We start from the raw sequence: 22,250 nt of genomic DNA, 5'->3' as shown, positions 1-22,250 counted from the left end.
ATAGTGCTTACTGTAGTACTTACTCTAGTATTTACCTTGGTATTTGCTATATCAGTTTCCTTACCCTCCACTTATTACCATCCGTGAGTAAGGTAAATGTAAACACAACTTGCTACTATTTTTTATAACATTCATTCGCAAGGTTTGCCCGCTGAGCTATGTGCGCATAGACTTTAATAACTACCGCTGAAAGCATTAACTCTTGCTGAAAGCATTAACACTCACTGAAAGCATTAACACTGGGCGTAGAATAATGAACAGTTGAGAAGTTGGACAGGAAAGCCGCACTCCTTCCTCGTATTATTACGGTAAGGAGGGATTTTATGATTACCAAACGACTTTCTTTTAAAGCGGATAGTATTCTATCTGATACGGTAGACATAACATCGAATACAACAACTATACCCGCAGATGAAGCTACCAACACTGGTCCTATGTCAATATTTAGTACAATCTAAAATGAAAATATCTCCTTTGCATCAGCTAGCAAGTGATTTAGAGTGTTTACAGCGCGCTTTATACAATCGTTCAAATTCATCAGGAGAAAGAAAGTTGCAGTGTCTATGTGTTCTCACTGTGTTATAAAAGGCTTCTATGTACTCAAATACCAAACAGTATGCCTCGTGAAAATTATGAATTCTAAAACGATTAAGCCACTCTCGTTTTATCAAAGCATGAAATGATTCAATGCAGGCATTATCCCAAGGATACGCTTTTTTAGAATAACTACGTTGCATTTTCTTCGTTGCTTTCTTGTACTCATCTGCCACGTATTGGCTACCGCGATCGGAATGAATAAGTAGTGGGCTCGCAATGTTTCGCCGGCTTTCCTTAGTTCTTTCGCAATCTTGGGGGGCACCATAGTTTTGATGAGAGTTGTCATAAATCTGTCTAATTTTCTCTTTAATTTTTTCCCGGTGAATAACTAATTTAGAGGGGCAATGATGTAGCCAAGAGTAATAGCTAGAGCGTGATACACCCAGAATTTTCAGCAGGAGGCTTGCTGCCCTTCTTTGTTAGCAGCCTCCGTCTTTTTAAAGACTTCTGTATAAACAGAGCGTGTTATTTTCCCAGAATGCCGATGGCTTTTTTTAACACATCAAGTGCGTCCTTAGTATCACGAAGTTCGCGGCGGAGTCGAGCATTTTCTTTTTCTTCATCTGAGGCATAATTGCCAGAACCACGAACAACAATATCTCCAGATTCTCTGAATTCCTTTACCCATTTGCTTAATGTGCTGTAACTAATTCCAAGATTTTGCGCACATCCTCGCATTCGAAGGTCTTGATGGTCCTCATAATACCGGACCGCATCCAGTTTAAATTGTTTGTCATGTTGTTTTGCCATTGTGAAATCCTCCTGAATAATCTATACCTATTATACTTCAATACGTGTATGTAGGATTTCTCATTTTGGCTTGTACTATTTATATACTAGCTCCAGTACTTACGGTGGTGAGTCGGCGGTAGCTATTGGTGTATCCGGTACGAATGACGATCGCGATATTACCTACAAGGTAGCCGCTACGTACGACAGCCGCGGTAAGTGGGGCTTGTCCGGTGGGATTGGCTTCTCCGTAGGATCCAGTAGAGATAATCCGACGAAGCCGGAACGCAAGACCATTTCCGAACGAGTTGATCGCTTGACGGCGGAAAATAAACAACTCAACGATAGAAACAGTCAATTGGAAGCGCAGATGAAGGCCATCAGCGATAAGAACGATCGACTGGAAAAAGGAATGCAGGAAATGAAGGCTATGTTCCGCCAGATGATGCCACAGATGCAAAAAGCCAATGGACAGGCTGCGTCTAATGAAGACGGCACAAAGGAAGAACAAAAGATAACGGCTACGGCGTAGTTGGCTAGCGTGTGTAACGACACAAAGTAATTAAAAAGAGACTCCTATATTTTAGCGGTCAGCTCTAAGAAATGACGTGCTTACAATATGGGAGTCTCTCTTCTTTCTCTTATCACATGAATTTGGTATAATAAAATATTATAGGCTGTATAAAATAATTATAAGTAAGGAGGTTTCCTATGAACTATTCATTTCCTGAAGAAGTAAGCCGTATTCCGGTAGAGCAGGTAGTAACGAAGAAATTGCGCAACTCCATGTTGTGGATGGCGTGGGGTGTGTTGACTACCTTCGTTACTATACTGGGGGCGTTGTTTAATCCGCAGTGGCTGGCGATGGCATCGCATAATTACACTTGGATTTTATTGATTGAATTGGGTGTGGTTATTTTATTCTCGGCCCGACAGTTAACGGCAAGCGTCACCAGTTTGAAAGCGATGTTTTTCATTTACTCCATTTTGACGGGGCTTACCTTGGCTGTGCTTAGTACGTATTATGGTACGACGGCTTTCTTTTATGCCTTCCTTGGAACGGTTGCCTTTTTCGGTACTTTTGCAGTGGTTGGTGCCGTGACAAAACGTGATTTAACATCCTTTTCTACGTACTTGGTGGTGGCTTTGATCGCCATGATTATTATGATGCTGCTCAATGCGTTTGTTTTTGAAAGCAGTGGCTTTAGTATGTTGCTCGGCGCGTTGGGTGTTGTTATCTTTACTATTTTTACGGCGGTGGATGTCAATCGCATTAAGCATATGCTGGTGCAGGTAGCTCACGAAGATGAAAGCGTGTTGGAACGGGTTGAACTTATCGGCGCGCTTAGCTTGTATTTGGATTTCATTAACTTATTCCTCTCGATTTTACGGTTTGTACGCAGAGACTAGCGGAAAGGACAACGAATGGACGAACGAGAATGGCAAACCTTTGTCACCGTAGTGGCGGAGGGAAATATTACGAAAGCAGCGGAAAAGCTTTTTTTATCACAGCCTGCTCTGAGCTATCGCTTGCGACATATGGAAGAAGCCATGGAGTGTCCGCTGTTGATTCGCACGAATGAAGGAATTGCGTTGACGCCGGAAGGTGAATTGTTTTATGACTATTGTCGTCGCATGATTCGGGAAAAGGAAGAGTTGCATCAAATGATGGGGACTCTTCAGGGCGAGGTGCAAGGGACGCTGAAGATTGCTTCCTCCATTAATTTTGCCGATTACCAGTTGCCGCGACTGCTCAACGAGTTTACCAAGGAGTATCCGAAGATTCGCATTCAGGTGAAGACGCGATGGAGTCAACATATTAATAAGATGTATAATTCCGGTGAAGTGATGGTCGCCATTGTGCGCGGTGAATATAAAAATTCCGGAGCTAGGGTTAAGCTGTTGGAAGAGCCGTACTGCTTGGTGTATAAGGAAAAGGTCAGCCATGAGGAGTTGGCGCGATTGCCGTTGATTCAGTATCACACGGATCCGTCCATTGCCATGGTCATCGACAATTGGTGCAGTGAAAATTTGCCGCAGGAAACGATGGCGTCCATGGAACTGGATTCCATGGTTACGTGTCGTCACTTTGTGCGCGAAGGGTTGGGCTGGGCCATTTTGCCGTACATGGGTCTTGGTAGCTGTGCGGAAGAAAATATTTATGTGGAACCGATTTTTGATAAAAAGGGCAATCCGCTGATCCGACCGACGTACATGTATTATAACGAAACCAGCACTAAGTTGGCGGCGGTACGTACATTTATCGATTACGTCATCGAGTATTACAAGAAAAATCAAGTGGTGCACTTGCCGGGATATAATGTAGTAGTAGACAAATAAGTATATGTAGCGGATGAATAGTAGGTATGCCGTCAATTATGAAGGGTATGTGAAATCCGCAAATGAAAGACAAGTTAAAAGGGCTAACTCAAGGTAATGATGGGTTAGCCCTTTTATTATGCGGTTTTTCATGGGATGCAAAAAAGTAATGACAGTCATAAAAATAAGCGTCATAAAAAATTTATGGAGCCTATAAGGGCTTTTAATTTTTCACGTAAAGGCATCTTACCTATAATTAGATTGCAAGAAAGGTTGGCACGCAGACAGCGTGTAGCATACAACGGGTGATGACCTACATCAGAAAGGACGATACGTATGAAACACTTAGTGAAGGCGGCTACGGCCGGTTTCGATGAAAAAAATGATGTGTTGGTTACGGTAGAGCCGATTGCGGCCGGTATTGAAGTGGAGCTTACTTCCAAAGTAATGCGTCAGTACGGAGAACACATTAAAGAATTCATCACGGCTACAGTAAAGGAAGCCGGCTTTGACGGCGTAAAAGTAATCGCTGCAGACAAAGCTGCTTGGGACTATACGATTAAAGCGCGCGTACTTGGTGCGTTAGAAAGGGGTAGTAAATAATGAGCAAGTTCGAAGAAGCAAAGAAACGGTTATCCCGCTCTATGATGTTCGTTCCGGGCAATACCCCGAAAATGATTAACAGTGCAGACATTCATGGTGCGGACAGCATCATGTTCGATATTGAAGATTCCATTCCGGTAACGGAAAAGGATACGGCTCGTCTTTTGACGGCAGAAGCTCTTAAGACACTGGATTTCAAAGGTGAAACGGTAGTACGTATCAATCACCCGACACAGACTCCGTATGGTTACGATGACCTTGATGTTATCGTACCGGCTAAACCGGATTTGATTCGTCTCCCGAAAACGGAAGATGTATCCGAAGTAGAAATTGTCGCTAAAAAAATTGAAGAAGTAGAAAAGGCTAACGGCTGGGAAGAAGGTACGATTAATATCATCGTAGCTATCGAAAGCGTAAAGGGCCTTTACAATGTTCGTGAAATCTGCCACGGTCCGCGTGTTGTAGCTATTGCGTTAGGCGCTGAAGATTACCGCGCAGACCTTCGTACGACGAAGAACAAACCGGCCGTAGAATTATTGTTTGCCCGTCAGACAATTCTTCACGCTGCTCGCGAAGCCGGCATCCGCGTAATTGACACGGTATTCTCCGATGTTAAGGATCCGCAGGGCTTCCGCGAAGAAGTTGAATTTATTAAAGCCCTCGGCTTTGACGGTAAATCCTGCATTCATCCGAGCCAGATTAAAATTATTCATGATGTATTTACGCCGGATGCTAAAGAAATCGCTCATTCCGTTAAAGTCCTCAACAGCTATGCTGATGCACTGCGCAACAATAAAGGCGTTATTGCTGTTGACGGTAAGATGATCGATGGTCCGATTGTTGTACGTGCACAACGTGTCGTTGATAAAGCACGTGCCGCAGGTATTAAAGTAGAACTCGAGGAAGGAGCCGAATACGATGTTAAATAAAGCTGGTCGCGATATTCCGATGAATTTACCGTGCCTGGAAGGCCGCGAAGTATATCAGGGCGAATTTGCTCTTGCTACTAACGCACGCCGTGCAGGCCGTCCCGTACGTGCTACGCGCCCGGGTGAAAATAAAGTGGTAGCTTCCATTGATGAAGCTATCGAAAAGGCAGGTCTTAAGGACGGCATGTCTATTTCCTTCCATCACCACTTCCGTAACGGTGACTATGTTATGAAGCTCGTTATGGAACGCATTCATGAAAAAGGTATCAAGGATCTTACGATTTTGTCCAGCTCCTTGGCACCGTGTCATGAATTCCTTATTGATTACATTAAGGACGGTACCGTAACTGCTATCGAAACCTCCGGTCTTCGCGATGCACTCGGTAAGTTCCTTTCCACTAATCCCGGCGTATTGAAACGCCCGGTAGTTATCCGCTCTCATGGTGGTCGTGCTCGTGCCGTATCCTGCGGTGAAGCACACATCGACGTAGCATTCCTCGGTGTACCGACTTGCGACCCGCGCGGTAATGCAACCGGTATGATGGGTAAAGCAGCATGCGGTGCTCTCGGTTATGCTATGGTGGATGCACACTTTGCGGATAAGACAGTTCTTATCACTGACAATCTTGTTGATTATGTATATCCGTACAGCATTCCGCAGACGGATGTTGATTATGTAGTAGAAGTAGAAGCTATCGGCGATCCGGCAGGTATTGCGTCCGGAGCTATCGGCATTACGAAGAATCCGGTACAGCTTAAAATCGCTGAGCTTGCTGCTGAATTCCTTGATCAGGCCGATATTATTAAAGAAGGTTTCTCCTTCCAACTTGGTGCCGGCGGAGCTCCGCTTGCAGTAGCTAAGTTCATCGGTCAGAAGTTGAAGGAAAAAGAAGTAGTCGGCGGCTTCGGTGTTGGTGGTGCTACCGGCGTATTGGTAGGTATGCTCGAAGATGGTCTCATCAAGGCTATTTACGATACGCAGACATTCGATACTACCGCAGCAGCATCCCTTCACGATAACCCAAACCACATCGAAATGAGTGCTTCCATGTATGCCGATCCTTGGACGGATTGCATGACGAATTACCTTGATGTTGTGTTCCTCGGTGCTACGGAAGTAGACGTTAACTTCAATGTTAACTGCATGACCGACTCCAACGGTATCCTCATGGGTGCGTCCGGCGGTCACAGCGATACGGCAGCCGGTGCCAAGGTAACGGTTATTACTTGCCCGCTTATCCGCGGCCGCTTGCCGATGATTCGTGAAAATGTACAGACTGTAATCACTCCGGGTACGTCCGTAGACGTTATCGTAACGGAACGCGGTCTTGCTATTAACCCGAACCGTCAGGATCTCATCGAAAAATTCAAGGATTCCAACTTGCCGATTTATACCATCGAAGAATTGCAGAAGATGGCATACGATCGCGTTGGCAAACCGCAGGATGTAGAAGTAAGCGACAAAGACGAAGATGTAGTAGCTATCGTTGAATATCGTGATGGCTCTATCATCGACGTAGTACGCAAACCGCTTCTTTAATCAATAGCAGTACCTTACAAATCAGTTACATTCGCGTGTTAGTTAAGCGCGGATTCCTACCCAATATATGCTGATACTTGTAATTCTCCGGTTACTTAGGCGAGGCAGTTGCCTCGCCGGGTATCCCTATAGCTATGCTGGTAAAACAGCACTGTAATTTCGCTCATCGATGCAGGTTTCGGACATGGAGCCCATCGGTAACGTAATTTCACATTTAACAACACAAGGAGGATTTCCTACTATGTTCTTAGGTATTTTAGGCCTATTGATGATTGTCATCATCGTTTGGGCGTTGATTCAGTCCAAAACGAACCCGGTGCCTATTTTCGTAATCGTGCCGATTATTATGGCTGTGATTGCAGGCTTCGGTCCTACTGAGATTTATGGATTTATTAAAGCAGGTGTGACGAAAACTTGGTCCACAGCGGTATTATTTATTTTCTCCATTATCTACTTCTCGTTGATGGGTGACGTTGGTTTGTTCGACCCACTCGTTAACTGGCTCGTTAAAAAAGCAGGCTCCAACATCGTAATGGTTACGGTAGCTACGTCCTTGATCGCCGTAGTTGCTCACCTTGACGGTGCATTGGCATCCACGCTTCTTATTACTATCCCGGCTATGTTGCCGCTTTACAAAAAGCTTCACATGCGTCCGGTTGTGTTGGTATGTATCATCGGTGCTGCCATGAGTATCATGAACCTTGTACCGTGGGGTGGCCCGGTAGCTCGTGTTGGCGTTGTGCTTAATGCAGACGTTAACGAATTGTGGAAGTCTTTGATTCCGTTGCAGGGCATCGGCCTTATCATCTTGGTAGCTTTTGCTGCTTACATGGGTATGGTTGAAAAACGCCGCGGTGCAGGTCTTGTACCGACAGGTAAAGCTGCCGAACTCGATGCTTCTATGGATTCCGTAGAAGAAGCGGCTAACCAGGCTGAACTCGACGCTATGAAACGTCCGAAGCTCTTATGGTTCAATGCTCTCTTGACGATTGGCGTAATCGGTCTTCTTTGCTTCACGAAGATTCCTCTTTACGGAGCCTTCATGTTTGGTTTGGCATTGGCTCTTATCGTTAACTTCCCTGGTGCAAAAGCACAGGCGAAAGCAATTAAGATGCACGCTGATACAGCTGTTACCATGCCGATGATTCTCTTGGCATCCGGCGTATTCCTCGGTGTATTGAGCGGTACGGGCATGATGAAAGCTATGGCTGAAATGCTTATCAACATCGTTCCGCAGGCATTGGGCGGTCATCTTCAGGTTATCTTCGGTATCTTGGGCTTGCCGATCGGTATGCTTCTCGGTACTGACTCCTACTTCTTCGGTCTCTTGCCGTTGGCTATCGGTGTAGGTAAACAGTTCGGTGTTCACCCGCAAGATATGTCCATGGCTATGTTGATCGCTAAGAACTACGGCGTACTTGTTACTCCGCACGCAGCAACTACGTTCCTTGCTTGTGGTTTGGCAGGTATCGAAATCAAAGAATTGTTACGTTTCTGCGCTCCGCGTTTGTACGTATTATCCTTGATTTCCCTCGTTTGCGGTGCAGCGTTAGGCTTGTTCGCTCTTTAATCAGAGGCGCGAGCAATTGCTTTAGGCAAACATAATTTAATTACACGTGACGTGTAGTATAGCTATAGAAATTACAAAAGGGCGGTGCCGGTTGGTATCGCCCTTTCAGCATACTGAGGAAGGAAAGAAAGCCGAACGTATTCGATGTGGTTGGAGATTCGAATACGCTCGGCTTTTGTTGAGTGTTAAGTGTTATGTGAGAGTGAATTGTGTTGTTAAGTATAGTTGAGTTATAAGGGTAGGAGTCATCTACTCCCCGTTGGTGCTCGGGTATACCGATGCACGAAGATAGCATGTAGTGTCATAGGCATCTCCTTTAACTTATATCATCTGTAGCAGTATCTGTCGTAGTATCTATAGTAGTATTTAATTGGTCGCATCTGTATTAGTAGGATCCAGCTGATAGGATCTAATTGGTATCATCGTCAGTATCGTGAACAGCGCCGTAAAAGTTGGGGTACTGGGCTGCACGTGAACCGGAGGCGATATAACGATGTGAGTCGTGCAGTGGCTGTATAGCAATTTTCAGCCGATGAATGGTTGCTTTGGGAGCTTCGGCAGAGGATTTCTTTTTTGTATGCCGAGCGGATTCAAAATTCGGGTATTGCATAGTAGTTACTGTCTCCTTAGCAGCCGATGGAGTAGGTTGTACAGGTGTATAGCTACCGGTACCGGCCGTATAGGTTATTGCATAATCGGGATGATTGTTGTTCGTAGTATCGTTGGTGAAAGTAGGCGAAGACGCCATTAGAAAAATACCGCGGTTGGCTTCGATTTGTGAACGGGCATGGGAAGCGAGATAAACAGCGCGATTATATATTGTTGAAGACGACATATGATGGTCCGCATCTAGCATAGAGTTGTTTCGCTTAGCGTTCATTGAAGCGGTTCGAGTTTCTACCGTAGTTGATGGGCGCGCGTCCCGAAGCAGGCGCTGCTCATTGGTAGTCCCTGTATTCGGTGCAAGCGGTGTCGGCGGAGCTTCTCGGGTAATCGCTCCGGATGCATAGGCACTGCCGATGCCGCCTAGTATTAGAGAGAACGCCATGATGCGTTTATATAAAAGAGTAGGGAATTTCATACTAACCTCCTCATGAAAGGCTCTTTCCTATTCATGATCCTCAAATAGGAACATAGGATTTGTGTACATCATTTATCATGTGATTAGTATAGTCTGTGAAAATGAACGGCACATGTAACGAAAATGAACGTTTAATGAAATTAAAGAGAGCTATTTAGAACGTCAATCACTGATATGACAAAAGCCCTCGGCCGAGGGAGAGTATAGGCCGGGGGCTTTCATCATACAGTTATATTTTATATACGAGTGGAGTTAGTTATGTTAAAAGAGTGTTAGTGTTGTTAAGAGTAGAGTGTTAGTTGTTATGTAATTTATTTACTAGAGTGTTGTAATGTAATTAGTTATGATAAGGGGATGGCAACGTGTGTCGTTGCTATATTATTTTTCTTCCGAGGATGCTTTTGCTTCTTCCGAATCCGGTGTGGTATCGGTTGTTGCGTGATTATCCGTTGTATTGTTATCTACTACGGATGTATCTGCTTCAGTATTCACTGCGGCGGAATCTGCCGTGTTATCTGTGGTAGTAGTGTCTGCCGCGTTGTCCGTGGCGGTAGTGTTTGCCATGTTATTATTGTCATCGTTGCCCACCGGCTGTGTATCGCTGTCATATCCCGTTGGTGCCGGGGTAGCATCCGGGGTAATGGGTGTAATCGGAGTGGTTGCATTGTCGGAGGGTGAACTCACATCATTCGGCTGTTGTGATAGAGTATCACCCTTGGCACTGGTTTGGTATGTAGCTGTCGTGGTATCGTTAGTGAGCATGCCGTCAGCTGTTGCCGGGGTAGCAGCATAAGCACTGCCTAAGCTCCCGAGTACCATGGAAAATACCAACGCTTTTTTTGTTAATGATGTAGAAAATTTCATACAGACCTCCGTTATACTATCTTAAATATACACTATTTATGCAAGTACTCACGTGCGAGTGTTATTATCTGTATTAATGATAATAATCTAGCTTGACCGGGCAATGTAGTTGTTTGATATATCATGTGTACAGTATAGGGCGCTAAAATGAAGCTAAGATGTGAGTTATATGAAATTACAGTGAAATTCACCTATGTATATGAATAAGATATTCTAATTAAAGGTAGAGATGCAGATTGCCGGATTAATACATAATATATGAATAAAACAGAAAAAAGATAATAACAATATAATCATAGGGCTAAGAATTATAACGATATGGTTCGGGGGATTGACAACACATGAATATAAATTTGAAATTCGGTAAAAGAGACAGATGCTATAATAGGAATAGATGGTATAACAAAGATAAGATGTAGCAGAGATACAACAGAGATGTAACGTAGATATAACAGGGATTGCTGGTGCGTAAAAATAAAAAAGGAGCCGAAAGGCTCCTTTTATTTTAAGGTTGATTTGGCGTATCACCAGGATGTATGTAAATGTCGTTATTGGGAAACGATGGCCAAGGTACATTTCCGGGATTGCTGTTAAAGTTAGGCATCGCCTCTTCTTTAGGTATGTCACCGTGAACCGTAACAGAAGGGGTGGCCCATTCCAGTTGCATGGTACGCCAGTTCAATCGATTTACATAACCATTCAATCGCCACGTGTCTGTTTCCAGATCTTTAAGGCGATCGCCGTGACTGTTACTGATGTGCTCCAAATTGGTGATGCGATAGTCAAAACTGTCATGGTTGGAGAAGTCGTAAGCTGACTCCACATGGCGGCGTAGTTCGTCGACTTGAACCTGCAGAAAATAAATATACCAACTCATACAGGCAATGATAATAAGTGCGATAATAAGTAAGCCGTGTGTACGCATCCATGAACCCAGTGACGACAGATAAGGGGGAAGAGCCACCTTCATAATGACCTCCGCCGATTATTTCGATTCAGCCAAGCCCGGTAACGGTAATTTCGAGGTAACGAAATCAAGCCACAAACGGGATGCGTGGGAGAGGTAATGACCTTTCTTCCAAATAACGTACAAGGTATGAGTGATTTCCGGTTTTACTAAGGGGCGAACGACAACATTAGTGCCGATTTTTGTATTTTCACCCTTAACCGGGCACAGACGGCTCGGCAATAAAGCGACTGCAAGGTGAGCACCTACCGTTTGTAACATCAAATCACGTTGACTGGTTTCAAAAACGATGTGTGGCTGGAAGCCGGCATGTTTACAGGATTTTACGATTTCGTCATGCAAATTGAAGTCATCCTTGTGAAGTACGAAGGATTCTTCGGACAACATGTCGAGAGAGATTTCTTTTTCTTTGGCAAGCGGGTTGTCACGCGGCAAAATAACGGACAACGGATCGCTGGTTAAGTAGAACGATTCAAACTCTTTCGGATTCGGTTTTGTACAGATAATACCGATATCGATAAGACCTTCCTGTACGCTGATTTCGATTTTTTTGGAACCATGTTCGTACAATTCCAATTCAATTTGCGGATAGGCGCGTTTAAACTCACCGAGAAGCTGCGCAAAAATCGGTGCATCCGTAATCGGAGGTAAACCGATGAGGATAGAGCCCTGTTCGAGACGGAATTCATTTTCGAAGTCAACCTTCAAGTGTTCGAACATGAATACAACACGTTTGGCATGGGTAAGGAAAATCGTACCGCCATCGGTTAATTCTACGGATTTAGCATTACGCATAAAAAGAACAACGCCGAGTTCATCTTCCAGCGCCTTGATGGTACGGCTGATGGCCGACTGAGAAATATGTAAATTTCTAGCTGCTTTACTGAAACTTTTTTGATCGGCTACTTCTACAAAGTATTTTAAATGATGAAAATCCATGGTACACCTCTAACCCTTCAAGAAATACACGCTCATATGATATGTATTATTTAACATCTAATACTTGATTGATGTCTAATGCATAGCATGTATGAGCTTAAGTCAATTAACTATGAAAAAATGTAAAGTGATTATCTCACAATTAGCAAACTATCTAGCCTCATTGGTGTTGCTATCTTACCCTTAGAATTGTATAATGAGGACATGAGGCTATATCGATTTGTTATTTTAGGAATAAATTGAGTCCTCCAAATGCAAAAGGGTTTTAATAAATATTATATTATTACATTTTTGCAATATAAGCAATCCTTTTACTAAAATATGAACTCTCAACATGAAAATTTATCTTAAATTTTCGTGTTGAGGGATTATTCACATGTAAAGGCTTGTTTCTTATATGTTCCTTGTGCCCTTTTAAATGCTATAGTGTATACAGCATCTTCTATTGTTTTTGATGCTATAGAGTATACAATAGATTATAATGGATGCACAGGGCTTGATGGGGGAAAAGAATTCCTGAGATAATAAGGGTAAGCAAGTGTACAATCAACTCATTCTTTATGCTTAAGGAGGCTTTTTAAACATGCGTAAAATGAAAACAATGGACGGCAACCAGGCTGCAGCTCACGTTGCCTATGGTTTTACGGAAGTTGCTGCCATCTATCCGATTACTCCGTCTTCTCCGATGCCGGAACACGTGGATACTTGGTCTGCTACAGGTCGTAAAAACATTTTCGGCCACACTGTACAGGTTGTGGAAATGCAGTCTGAAGCTGGTGCAGCAGCCGCTGTACACGGTTCCTTGCAGGCAGGTGCTTTGACGACGACTTTCACGTCTTCCCAGGGCTTACTGTTAATGCTCCCGAACCTTTACAAAGTTGCGGGTGAATTGTTGCCGGGCGTATTCCATGTAGCAGCTCGTGCTATTGCATCCCATGCATTGTCCATCTTTGGTGACCATCAGGACGTAATGGCAGCTCGTGCCGCAGGTTGCGCTATGCTTTCCGAAGCATCTGTACAGGAAGTTATGGACCTCGCTCCGGTAGCTCACTTGACAGCTATCAAAACGCGCGTACCGTTCGTTAACTTCTTCGATGGTTTCAGAACTTCTCATGAAATCCAGAAAATCGAAGTACTTGATTATGAAGAATTAAAGCCGTTGGTTGACCAGGAAGCATTGGCTGCATTCCGCAAACGCGCATTAAATCCTGATGCGCCTGTAACTCGCGGTACTGCCGAAAACCCGGATATTCACTTCCAGCATCGTGAAGCAAGCAATCCGTTCTACAAACAGGTTCCTGAAGTTGTAGAACATTACATGGGCGAAATCAATAAGCTTACTGGCCGTAACTATCAGCTGTTCAACTACGTTGGTGCTCCTGACGCTACTGACGTAATCGTAGCTATGGGTTCCAGCTGCCAGGTAGTAGAAGAAACTGTTGACTACCTCAACAAGCAGGGCCGTAAAGTAGGTATGATTAAAGTTCATTTGTTCCGTCCGTTCGCAACCGATCGTCTTTTGGCTGCGTTGCCTAAGACTGTAGAACGCGTTGCCGTACTTGACCGTACGAAAGAACCGGGCGCATTGGCTGAACCGTTGTTCCTCGACGTACAGGCAGCTCTTGTACAGGGCGATGTAAACGCTAAGGTATTCGGCGGCCGTTATGGCTTGAGCTCCAAAGACGTTATCCCGGCAGACATCGTAGCTGTTTTCGATAACATGGTAGCTGCTGAACCGAAACGTTTCTTCACTTTGGGTATCGAAGACGACGTTACCAACTTGTCCTTGAAACGTGCCGAAGGTGTTTCCATTTCTGCAGAAGGCTTGACCGGTTGCAAGTTCTGGGGCTTCGGTTCTGACGGTACTGTTGGTGCTAATAAATCCGCAATCAAAATCATCGGTGACCATACTGATATGTATGCACAGGCATACTTTGACTATGACTCCAAGAAATCCGGCGGCGTAACGATGTCTCACCTTCGTTTCGGTAAGACTCCGATTAACAAACCGTACCTCGTAACGGAACCGGAATTCATTGCTTGCCATCGTCAGTCTTATGTACATGAATACGACTTACTCCGCGGTATTAAGAAAGGCGGCACGTTCCTTCTTAACTGTACTTGGGGTCCGGAAGAATTAGAAGAAAAACTCCCGGCAAAACTTCGTCGTACCATTGCTGAAAAAGAATTACATTTCTACATCATCAATGCAGCTAAGATTGCACAGGAAATCGGTTTGGGCGGCCGTATTAACATGGTTTGCCAGGCTGCGTTCTTCAAATTGACGAACATCATTCCTGTTGACGATGCTATTGCTTACTTGAAAGACTCCGTTGAAAAGACCTATGGTAAAAAAGGTCAGAACGTTGTTGATATGAACAACGCTGCTATCGATAAAGGCGTTGATGCTCTTGTTAAGATTGATGTACCGGCTTCTTGGAAAGACGCTACCGACGAAGGTGCTGCTACCGTTAAACCGGGTTGCCAGTCTTGCCCGAGCTATGTTGAAAATATCTGCAAACCGGTAAATGCTCAGGCTGGTTATGACCTTCCTGTAAGTGCATTCAACGGTTACGAAGACGGCACATTGCCGGCAGGTACCGCTGCTTACGAAAAACGTGGTGCAGCTCTCTTCGTTCCGCATTGGATTAAAGAAAATTGTATCCAGTGTAACCAGTGTGCGTTCGTATGTCCGCATGCTACTATCCGTCCGGTATTAGCAACTGCTGAAGAAGTGGCTGCAGGTCCGGAAAACTTCGAAGCTATCCCGGCACTTGGTGCAAAAGACCTTCAGTTCCGCATTGCTGTTTCCCCGCTTGACTGCTTGGGTTGCGGTAACTGTGTAAACATCTGCCCGGCTCCGAAGGGTAAAGCTATCGTAATGAGCCCAATCGACGGCGAAATGGAATTTGCTGAAACTTGGGATTATGCAGTTAAATTGCCGAAGAAAGAAAACCCGATGAAGAAATCTACCGTTAAAGGTAGCCAGTTCGAAACTCCGCTTCTCGAGTTCTCCGGTGCTTGCGCAGGTTGCGGTGAAACTCCGTATGCTCGCCTTGTAACTCAGCTCTTCGGTGATCGTATGGTTATTGCCAATGCAACAGGTTGTTCCTCCATCTGGGGCGCATCCATGCCGGCATCTCCGTACACTACGAACCAGGAAGGTCATGGTCCTGCATGGGGCAACTCCTTGTTCGAAGATAATGCTGAATATGGTTATGGTATGTTCATCGGTTCCCAGAAGATTCGCAAACAGCTTGCTGAAACAGCTGCTCGCGTAGCTGAAGGTGCTTCCGACGAATTGAAAGCAGCTCTTAACAACTGGGTAGAAGGTGCAAATCAGGGCGAAGGCTCTCGTGATCGCGCTAACCTCGTTGTAGAACTTCTTGAAAAAGAAGCTAATAAGACTGCAGATATGCAGGAAATCCTTGACAAGAAACAGTATCTTGTTAAACGTTCCCAGTGGATCTTCGGTGGTGACGGCTGGGCTTACGATATCGGTTTCGGTGGCTTAGACCATGTTCTTGCTTCCGGCGAAGACGTTAACGTTCTCGTATTCGATACCGAAGTTTACTCCAACACCGGTGGTCAGTCCTCTAAATCTACGCACGTAGCTGCCGTTGCTCAGTTCGCTGCCAGCGGTAAACGTACGAAGAAAAAGGATCTTGGCATGATGGCTATGAGCTATGGCTATGTATATGTAGCTCAGGTTTCCATGGGTGCTGATAAGAACCAGTTGATGAAAGCTATTACCGAAGCAGAAGCTTATCCGGGACCGTCCCTCATCATCGCTTACGCTCCGTGTATCAACCACGGCATCAAAGGCGGTATGGGCAATGCTCAGGAAGAAGCTCGTCGTGCAGTGGCTTGCGGTTACTGGGATCTCTATCGTTACAACCCGGCTCTTAAAGCAGAAGGTAAGAACCCGTTCAGCTTAGACTCCAAAGAACCTACGGAATCCTTCCGTGACTTCTTGATGAACGAAGTTCGTTACGCTTCCTTGAAGAAAGCAGCTCCGGAAATGGCTGAAGAACTCTTCGCTAAGACGGAAGCTGATGCCCAGGAACGTCGTAAGACTTACATTCGTCTCCAGAAAGGTTTCGATGAAGTTAAATAAGAAATTCCATATATCGTTTGAATGATATAGTGGTAGTATAAAGAAGGCAACAGCCTGTGGACGCACAGGTCTGTTGCCTTCTTTTTTATTGGTTTTGCGATTTGTTATAATACATGCAAGGGGAAAGATGGAGAAAGGACGTGACGTAGATGAAAGCTAATTCAAGAGTAAATCGATTACGCCGGATGCTGATTGCCATGGTATGTACAACTTGCATTGGATACGGTGCGGTAAGTGCCGCTATTATAGAAAAATCACAGCATCTTGAAACTGTTCCCAACGATGCGGTTATTCATATAACTATGAATGGAGACGGAACTATTTTGTCACAAGGTACAGCAACAGAGGCTGATGGACATGACAGTACGATAGAGGCAGTGGTTGGTGACAAGGTGGCAAAGGATACCGGCGATAAGATTGCAAAGGATACCGGCAATAAGACCGCGAAGGATACCGGAGATATAAAGGCAACCAACAGTGAAAAGGCTATGATGGTGGTAAAGACAAAAAACGGTTGGGGTCTTGTAGATGAACGGGGACGACAGCTAATAGCACCTACATATAAGACGGTGGCACAGTCTGTTGATGGCGATATTATTTTTTCGCAAAAGGGAAAGGACGCTATTGCTGTATCGTTAGCGCCTATTCGTGTGAGCCATGATGAACCGGCTGTGGGCGAAGGCGTAAATCCTTCAGACAGTTATGTGGTGTTTAAAAATGATAAGAAGCGCTACGGGTTTAAAAGAGAAGACGGCACTGTTGCCATTGAGCCTACATTGAAGGAAGTATATACCGGCTTTAGTGAGGGTATTGCTTTTGTCAAAAACAGTCATGGCGACAAGGTGGCTATTGATGGGCAAGGTAAAGAATTGTTTGCGGTAGATGGTGACTTTTTCTCTCCGTACCACGATGGACTGGCAGAAATTCAGCGTCGTACATCGGGTTTTAATTTATTAGGTGCCGTGGCCGGTATTATGATTGGCAATGTGTTTGGCGGAAGTGACGGACATCATATTTATATTGGTGTAGGCCGGTACTCGGATGATTATTTCAATGGCTTTGTTGTGAGCCGTGATAATATTAAACGTGGTTATATCGATCGGGAAGGGCATTGGATTACTAAGAAACAATGGGAGTATGTATATCCGATGATGCCATTTGGCACGGTTGTTATCAACGATGATCGTCAGTTGGGGACCATCGATCGCAAGGGGAATATGCTCATGCCTTTCGGTGATTACGAAATGGAAGAAATTACGTTTGCTAAACCGTATTTTGTATTAAAGGATACGAATACGGAAAAACGTGGAATAAAAAATTATATGGATGGTTCGGATGTGTTGCCGTTCTTGTATGAAAAAATAAATTTATGGGATACGGATCGTTTCGTAGCGACTACGGCTACAGATAAGCGAGTATATGCGCTAGAGCCGTCACGTCATGAAGTATTTACTTTGTCGAAAAAAGCTGAGTTTGGTCCATATATCAACGGCGTAGCTTGGGTTTACAAAGATACGGCACTGGGTGGCGATGAACATGAGTATAAATTAATTGATGAAAATGGAAAGGTATTACTTTCCTTGGACGATAAAGCGATTGATGATGTGGGAAGCTTCCACGGTGATTATGCAGCGATAAAGAAAAACGGCAAATGGGGAGCCATTCGCCGTGACGGTACATGGGCAGTAGAGCCTGTGTACGATGATTTATATATGCTGCAAAGTGAAAATAAGCTTACCGTTAGTCGCCGCTAGCTTGTTCCCTTGTGGCAGCTGTAAGGGTAAAAAAGAAGGATATGAACGGAAGAAACGCTGCGTAGCTCGCGTTTCTGAGTTCATATCCTTCTTTTACTTCATATTCTTTTTTACTCTTTTTTATTTAATATGTTTACTTCCTCGTTCGGTCATTGGTTTGCCTTCTTTACAAAGCGGGCAATCTTCCGGATGATAGGTAGGTACGGTCAGGTGAAGCAGTGCTTCTACTTTATCGTTGGGAATACCGAAGTCTGCCGTTCCGCCACTGCGGTCGACGAGAAGACCAACGCCTACGATATCGCCACCGCTTTGGTTGACAACATCAACTACTTCGCGAACGGAACCACCGGTGGTTACAATATCTTCGACGATAAGAACGCGAGTGCCCGGTTCGATGCGGAACCCGCGACGCAATGTCATGACACCTTTTTCACGTTCCGTAAAGATAGCACGGGTACCTAAGGCTTTACCGACTTCGTGAGCCAAGAGAATACCCCCGGTCATAGGTCCTATAACGAGTTCTACATTTTGGTCGGCAAAGCGACGAGCCAATTCCTTGCACAACGTTTCCGTATATGTCGGATGCTGGAGCACGTTAAACTTTTCTACGTACATAGGGCTGTGCAGGCCGGAGGTCAAAAGAAAGTGACCTTCTAAAATAGCTTTAGTATCGATTAATAATTGTTTTACTTCCTGTTCTGTCATCATGGTTTAACAGCCTCCATTTCCTCAAGAATCATACGAACGGCTTCACGGGGATTATCCGCTTTGGTAATCGGTCGTCCGATTACGAGACGAGAAGCTCCGTCTCTAAGCGCACTACTTGGCGTAGCGATACGCTTCTGGTCATTTGCCACAGCAAAGGTGGGACGTATGCCGGGAGTGACAATAAGAAAGTCATCGCCGCAGGCTTCACGAATTAATTTTGCTTCCAGCGGAGAGGCTACGACGCCATCGACGCCGGCATCTTTCGCTAAGAGAGCCAGTCTACGCACTTGATCGGCGATGGGAAGTTGACCGCCGATTCCGGACCAAGTTGTATCGTCAAAGCTGGTTAATACGGTAATAGCTAACAGCTTCGGACGTTCCACACCGAGTTCTTCGGCAGCTTCGCGCGCAGCATCGGCAGCTGCTTTAAGCATCACTGCACCGCCTTGTCCGTGAATAGTGATGAGGTTGGCCCCCAGACGTGTTAATGATTTAACTCCTTGCGCCACGGTATTGGGAATATCGTGGAGTTTTAAATCAAGAAACACGGACTTGCCGCAATCCCGTAAATAAGCAACGGTGTCTTCGCCGGCGGCGTAGAAAAGTTCCATGCCTACTTTGTAAAAACTAACCGCATCCCCTAATGTACCTACAATGTCTTTCATTTGTTCCATTGTCGATACATCGAGGGCTACTATGAGTCTGTCATCTGCCATAGCATATCCTCCTATTAGGCTCTCTCTATATTTATATCCTTACAATTTTTGCATAAAATCTTTGTAAAGTCAATATACAAAAGAGGGAGGTATGATATAATACTGACAAGGATGTAGAGGTGATATGATGGTGATGAGATGGGAGGGTTTTTCATTGCTATCATGAATGAGTGTGATGGGATAGCATATCGTAGGATAGAAAGGAATATATATGTTAAACTTTGTAGCAATAGATTTTGAAACGGCCAACAAATTGCCAAACAGTGCTTGCTCGTTAGCGGTAGTAACTGTGGAGGATGGTGAGATTACAAAACGTGGATATAGCTTGATTAAGCCGCCGACGATGCAGTTTGATCCGGAATGTATTGACATACATGGCATTTTACCAAAGGATGTAGCGGATAAGCCTACCTTTGACAAGCTGTGGCCGGCAATTTATGAAAATCATTTAAAAGATAAATTGATTATTGCACACAATGCCAAGTTTGATATCGGTGTTATGCGGGCAATGCTTGATGAATACGGACTGGAATGGCCGGAGCTGAATTATACTTGTACGGTTAAAATCTCGCGACGCGTATGGCCTGATTTGGAAAATCATAAATTGAATACATTGGCAGCTTTCTTGGGAGTAACCTTTAAACATCATTACGCACTGGATGATGCGGAAACTTGTGCCAAGGTAGCCGTTGCAGCGGCGAAGGAGCGAGGCGTAGATTCTATGGAAGCATTGCTGCATGCTATTAAGTTGGAGCGTGAAAGCTTTGTGACGGAAGAAAAACGAGCACAACAGCAGGCCAAGGATGTAGGCGAGCAGATGTCTTTCTTTTAAGACAGGCATAGTACGTACCTGTGGTTAGTAGAGGTGATAATAATGCATATGTATGATTTACTGATAAAAAAACGTGACGGGGAGGCGTTGTCGGCAGAGGAAATTTGCTACATGATACACGCATACGTAGCCGGCGAAATTGAGGAATATCAGATGAGCGCTATGCTGATGGCTATCTACTTTCAGGGAATGACAGATGAAGAAACGGCGGCTCTTACCAAGGCTATGGCCGAGTCGGGAACGATGGTTGATTTGTCGGCGATTGATGGTATTAAAGTCGATAAACATAGCACCGGCGGTGTCGGTGATAAGACGACTTTTATTGTTGGCCCGTTGGTGGCAGCCTGCGGTGGCAAGGTGGCTAAAATGTCCGGTCGCGGTCTTGGGCATACAGGAGGTACCATTGATAAGATGGAATCTATTCCTCACGTACGCATTGCATTGGCGCAAGATGAATTCTTTCGTATTGTAAATACCATAGGTGTTAGTATTGTGGGTCAATCCGATACGCTGGCACCGGCGGATAAAAAATTATATGCGTTGCGTGATGTTATCGGAACGGTAGACAGTATGCCTCTCATTGCATCCTCGGTGATGAGTAAAAAGCTGGCTTCCGGTAGTGATGCCATTCTGTTGGATGTTAAGGTCGGAAGCGGCGCATTTATGAAAACCGTTGATGATGGCTTGGCTTTGGCACGTTTGATGGTACATATCGGTGAAGCTAACGGACGTCGTACCGTAGCGTTATTGACAGACATGGATTGCCCGTTGGGACAGGCGGTAGGTAACGCAAATGAAATGCGCGAGGTCATTGCCACGTTGCGAGGTAAAGGACCGGCCGATTTAACGGAAGAAGCATTGCTGATTGCAGCGAATATGCTCTATCTATGTGGCAAAGGAAGCTATGAAGCGTGTCAAGTTAAGGTGAAAAATGCACTGAGCGATGGTAGCGGGTTAGAAAAATTGGCGGCCATGATAGAAGCGCAAGGGGGCGATGTGTTCGCCGTCGAAACTAAGGAAGCGGTAACAACTGCGCATGAAGCATATGTGTACGCATCTAGCAATGGGTATGTGACACACATGGATGCGGAAGCAATCGGGCTTTCCGCTGTTCATCTTGGTGCCGGTCGACTTAACAAGGGAGATACCATTAACTATCGGGCGGGCATATATGTCTTGAAAAAGATAGGTGATGCTGTTCAGGCTGGGGAAGCGCTGGCGAAGCTGACTTCGGATTCTAAGGAAGGATTAGCGGATGCGTGCAAGCGGTACGCGGCGGCGGTAACTATCGGCGATACACATGTACAACGGGCGCCATTGATTTTGGCACGTGTTACGAAAGATGGCGTTGAACGATTTGATCGAGGGCAAGATATAAGGGAAGGACAAGTAGCTGACGGGTCATCAAAAGAAATAGATAGCGATGAATTGCTGCGGCAGGCAAGAATGTCACGCGAACAAGCATATGTACCGTATTCACACTTTCCCGTAGGTGCGGCGGTGTTGACGGAATCGGGCGCAATTTATGGCGGCTGTAATATTGAAAATGCATCGTTTGGTCTTACAAATTGTGCGGAACGGACAGCTATCTACAAGGCTGTAGCCGATGGGCATACACGTTTCAAGGCATTGGCGGTTATTGCGGATACGCCGGATGTGTGTGCACCGTGCGGAGCTTGTCGACAGGTAATCAGTGAATTTGCAATTCCGTATATTATCTTAGCAAATATGGAGGGACGTGTAGCAACATACACGGCGGAAGAGTTATTGCCCCTTTCATTTACGGCAAAGGATATAAAACAGAATAAGCAATAAAAAGAAGAAGCTGTAACGAAATGAGATGTTTCACTCGTTTCATTACAGCTTCTTTTTATTTTACGTGTGAATTTACGAGTTATAGGACAAAAAGTGTGGGTGAAAACCGCTATAAAACCAGTTAAGTACTGGGGTTATAGCGGTTTTATCTTTTTTGGGAGAAGATAAAG

General features: G+C 44.9%; 20 protein-coding genes and 1 pseudogene. 13 read left to right on the top strand and 8 right to left on the bottom strand.

The window, feature by feature from the left end; all coding sequences use genetic code 11:
• Positions 1–323: 323 nt before the first annotated feature.
• Entirely contained in the window at positions 324–458 is a 135-nt protein-coding gene (locus G344_RS12210) for a hypothetical protein (RefSeq protein ID WP_277352584.1), read from the top strand.
• Positions 459–479: 21 nt separating this feature from the next.
• Here G344_RS12210 and G344_RS12120 read toward each other — a convergent pair whose 3' ends face one another.
• Together G344_RS12120 and G344_RS0104550 are read right to left on the bottom strand one after the other, a co-directional pair.
• Complete coding sequence (locus G344_RS12120; protein ID WP_244869495.1) at positions 480–737, bottom strand: integrase core domain-containing protein; 258 nt, start codon at positions 735–737, stop codon at positions 480–482.
• Between the two features lie 325 nt (positions 738–1,062).
• Positions 1,063–1,347 carry a transposase gene (locus G344_RS0104550; RefSeq protein WP_028255174.1) on the bottom strand — a complete coding sequence of 95 codons (285 nt, stop codon included), beginning with the start codon at positions 1,345–1,347 and terminating at the stop codon, positions 1,063–1,065.
• A 70-nt stretch (positions 1,348–1,417) separates the two neighbouring features.
• Between G344_RS0104550 and G344_RS0104545 the strand changes: the two genes are divergently transcribed.
• The 7 genes from G344_RS0104545 (at position 1,418) to G344_RS0104515 (ending at position 8,287) form a co-directional block, all read left to right on the top strand.
• Positions 1,418–1,858, top strand: a complete 441-nt coding sequence (locus G344_RS0104545) for a YadA-like family protein (RefSeq protein ID WP_028255173.1) — start codon at positions 1,418–1,420, stop codon at positions 1,856–1,858.
• A 179-nt stretch (positions 1,859–2,037) separates the two neighbouring features.
• Positions 2,038–2,736, top strand: a complete 699-nt coding sequence (locus G344_RS0104540; protein ID WP_028255172.1) for a Bax inhibitor-1/YccA family protein — start codon at positions 2,038–2,040, stop codon at positions 2,734–2,736.
• A gap of 15 nt (positions 2,737–2,751) precedes the next feature.
• Entirely contained in the window at positions 2,752–3,666 is a 915-nt protein-coding gene (locus G344_RS0104535) for a LysR family transcriptional regulator (protein ID WP_028255171.1), read from the top strand.
• A gap of 315 nt (positions 3,667–3,981) precedes the next feature.
• Positions 3,982–4,248: a citrate lyase acyl carrier protein gene (gene citD, locus G344_RS0104530; protein WP_028255170.1), complete on the top strand. Its 267-nt coding sequence runs from the start codon at positions 3,982–3,984 to the stop codon at positions 4,246–4,248.
• Entirely contained in the window at positions 4,248–5,177 is a 930-nt protein-coding gene (locus G344_RS0104525) for an HpcH/HpaI aldolase/citrate lyase family protein (RefSeq protein WP_038154956.1), read from the top strand. The genes citD and G344_RS0104525 overlap by 1 nt, the downstream gene beginning before the upstream one ends.
• Positions 5,167–6,717 (top strand): citrate lyase subunit alpha, encoded by a 1,551-nt coding sequence (citF, locus tag G344_RS0104520; protein WP_028255168.1) that lies wholly within the window; start codon positions 5,167–5,169, stop codon positions 6,715–6,717. Before G344_RS0104525 ends, citF begins: the two co-directional genes overlap by 11 nt.
• Positions 6,718–6,958: 241 nt before the next feature.
• Entirely contained in the window at positions 6,959–8,287 is a 1,329-nt protein-coding gene (locus G344_RS0104515; RefSeq protein WP_028255167.1) for a CitMHS family transporter, read from the top strand.
• 409 nt (positions 8,288–8,696) lie between these two features.
• On the opposite strand, the gene G344_RS0104510 is transcribed toward G344_RS0104515, so the two are convergent.
• The 4 genes from G344_RS0104510 to G344_RS0104495 all read right to left on the bottom strand — a co-directional run bounded on the left by G344_RS0104510 (position 8,697) and on the right by G344_RS0104495 (position 12,138).
• Positions 8,697–9,368 carry a hypothetical protein gene (locus tag G344_RS0104510; protein WP_028255166.1) on the bottom strand — a complete coding sequence of 224 codons (672 nt, stop codon included), beginning with the start codon at positions 9,366–9,368 and terminating at the stop codon, positions 8,697–8,699.
• Positions 9,369–9,746: 378 nt separating this feature from the next.
• Positions 9,747–10,232 carry a hypothetical protein gene (locus tag G344_RS0104505; protein WP_028255165.1) on the bottom strand — a complete coding sequence of 162 codons (486 nt, stop codon included), beginning with the start codon at positions 10,230–10,232 and terminating at the stop codon, positions 9,747–9,749.
• Between the two features lie 505 nt (positions 10,233–10,737).
• Positions 10,738–11,196, bottom strand: a complete 459-nt coding sequence (locus G344_RS0104500; RefSeq protein WP_156886150.1) for a hypothetical protein — start codon at positions 11,194–11,196, stop codon at positions 10,738–10,740.
• A 21-nt stretch (positions 11,197–11,217) separates the two neighbouring features.
• The gene (locus G344_RS0104495; RefSeq protein WP_028255163.1) at positions 11,218–12,138 is read right to left on the bottom strand and encodes a LysR family transcriptional regulator; all 921 of its coding nucleotides are present in this window, start codon (positions 12,136–12,138) and stop codon (positions 11,218–11,220) included.
• A gap of 583 nt (positions 12,139–12,721) precedes the next feature.
• Between G344_RS0104495 and nifJ the strand changes: the two genes are divergently transcribed.
• Positions 12,722–16,255: a pyruvate:ferredoxin (flavodoxin) oxidoreductase gene (gene nifJ / locus G344_RS0104490; RefSeq protein WP_028255162.1), complete on the top strand. Its 3,534-nt coding sequence runs from the start codon at positions 12,722–12,724 to the stop codon at positions 16,253–16,255.
• A gap of 149 nt (positions 16,256–16,404) precedes the next feature.
• A complete protein-coding gene (locus G344_RS0104485) occupies positions 16,405–18,009 on the top strand; it encodes a WG repeat-containing protein (RefSeq protein WP_028255161.1) in 1,605 nt (534 codons plus the stop codon).
• Positions 18,010–18,129: 120 nt separating this feature from the next.
• On the opposite strand, the gene pyrE is transcribed toward G344_RS0104485, so the two are convergent.
• Entirely contained in the window at positions 18,130–18,717 is a 588-nt protein-coding gene (gene pyrE, locus G344_RS0104480) for an orotate phosphoribosyltransferase (RefSeq protein ID WP_028255160.1), read from the bottom strand.
• Complete coding sequence (gene pyrF, locus G344_RS0104475) at positions 18,714–19,433, bottom strand: orotidine-5'-phosphate decarboxylase (protein ID WP_028255159.1); 720 nt, start codon at positions 19,431–19,433, stop codon at positions 18,714–18,716. The genes pyrE and pyrF overlap by 4 nt, the downstream gene beginning before the upstream one ends.
• Before the next feature lie 211 nt (positions 19,434–19,644).
• Here pyrF and G344_RS0104470 point away from each other — a divergent pair, with 211 nt between their 5' ends.
• The 3 genes and pseudogenes from G344_RS0104470 (at position 19,645) to G344_RS12045 (ending at position 22,080) form a co-directional block, all read left to right on the top strand.
• Positions 19,645–20,265 carry a 3'-5' exonuclease gene (locus G344_RS0104470; RefSeq protein ID WP_028255158.1) on the top strand — a complete coding sequence of 207 codons (621 nt, stop codon included), beginning with the start codon at positions 19,645–19,647 and terminating at the stop codon, positions 20,263–20,265.
• 42 nt (positions 20,266–20,307) lie between these two features.
• Positions 20,308–21,591 (top strand): annotated as a pseudogene (locus tag G344_RS10680) (thymidine phosphorylase); the annotation flags it as partial.
• 87 nt (positions 21,592–21,678) lie between these two features.
• The gene (locus tag G344_RS12045; RefSeq protein ID WP_277352586.1) at positions 21,679–22,080 is read left to right on the top strand and encodes a cytidine deaminase; all 402 of its coding nucleotides are present in this window, start codon (positions 21,679–21,681) and stop codon (positions 22,078–22,080) included.
• Positions 22,081–22,250 lie beyond the last annotated feature (170 nt).

It is taken from the genome of Veillonella magna DSM 19857 (assembly GCF_000428745.1).
In the GTDB taxonomy this organism is placed as follows: domain Bacteria; phylum Bacillota; class Negativicutes; order Veillonellales; family Veillonellaceae; genus Veillonella_A; species Veillonella_A magna.
Note: the sequence above shows the minus strand (reverse complement) of the source record. Positions and strands in the feature narration are given on the sequence as shown.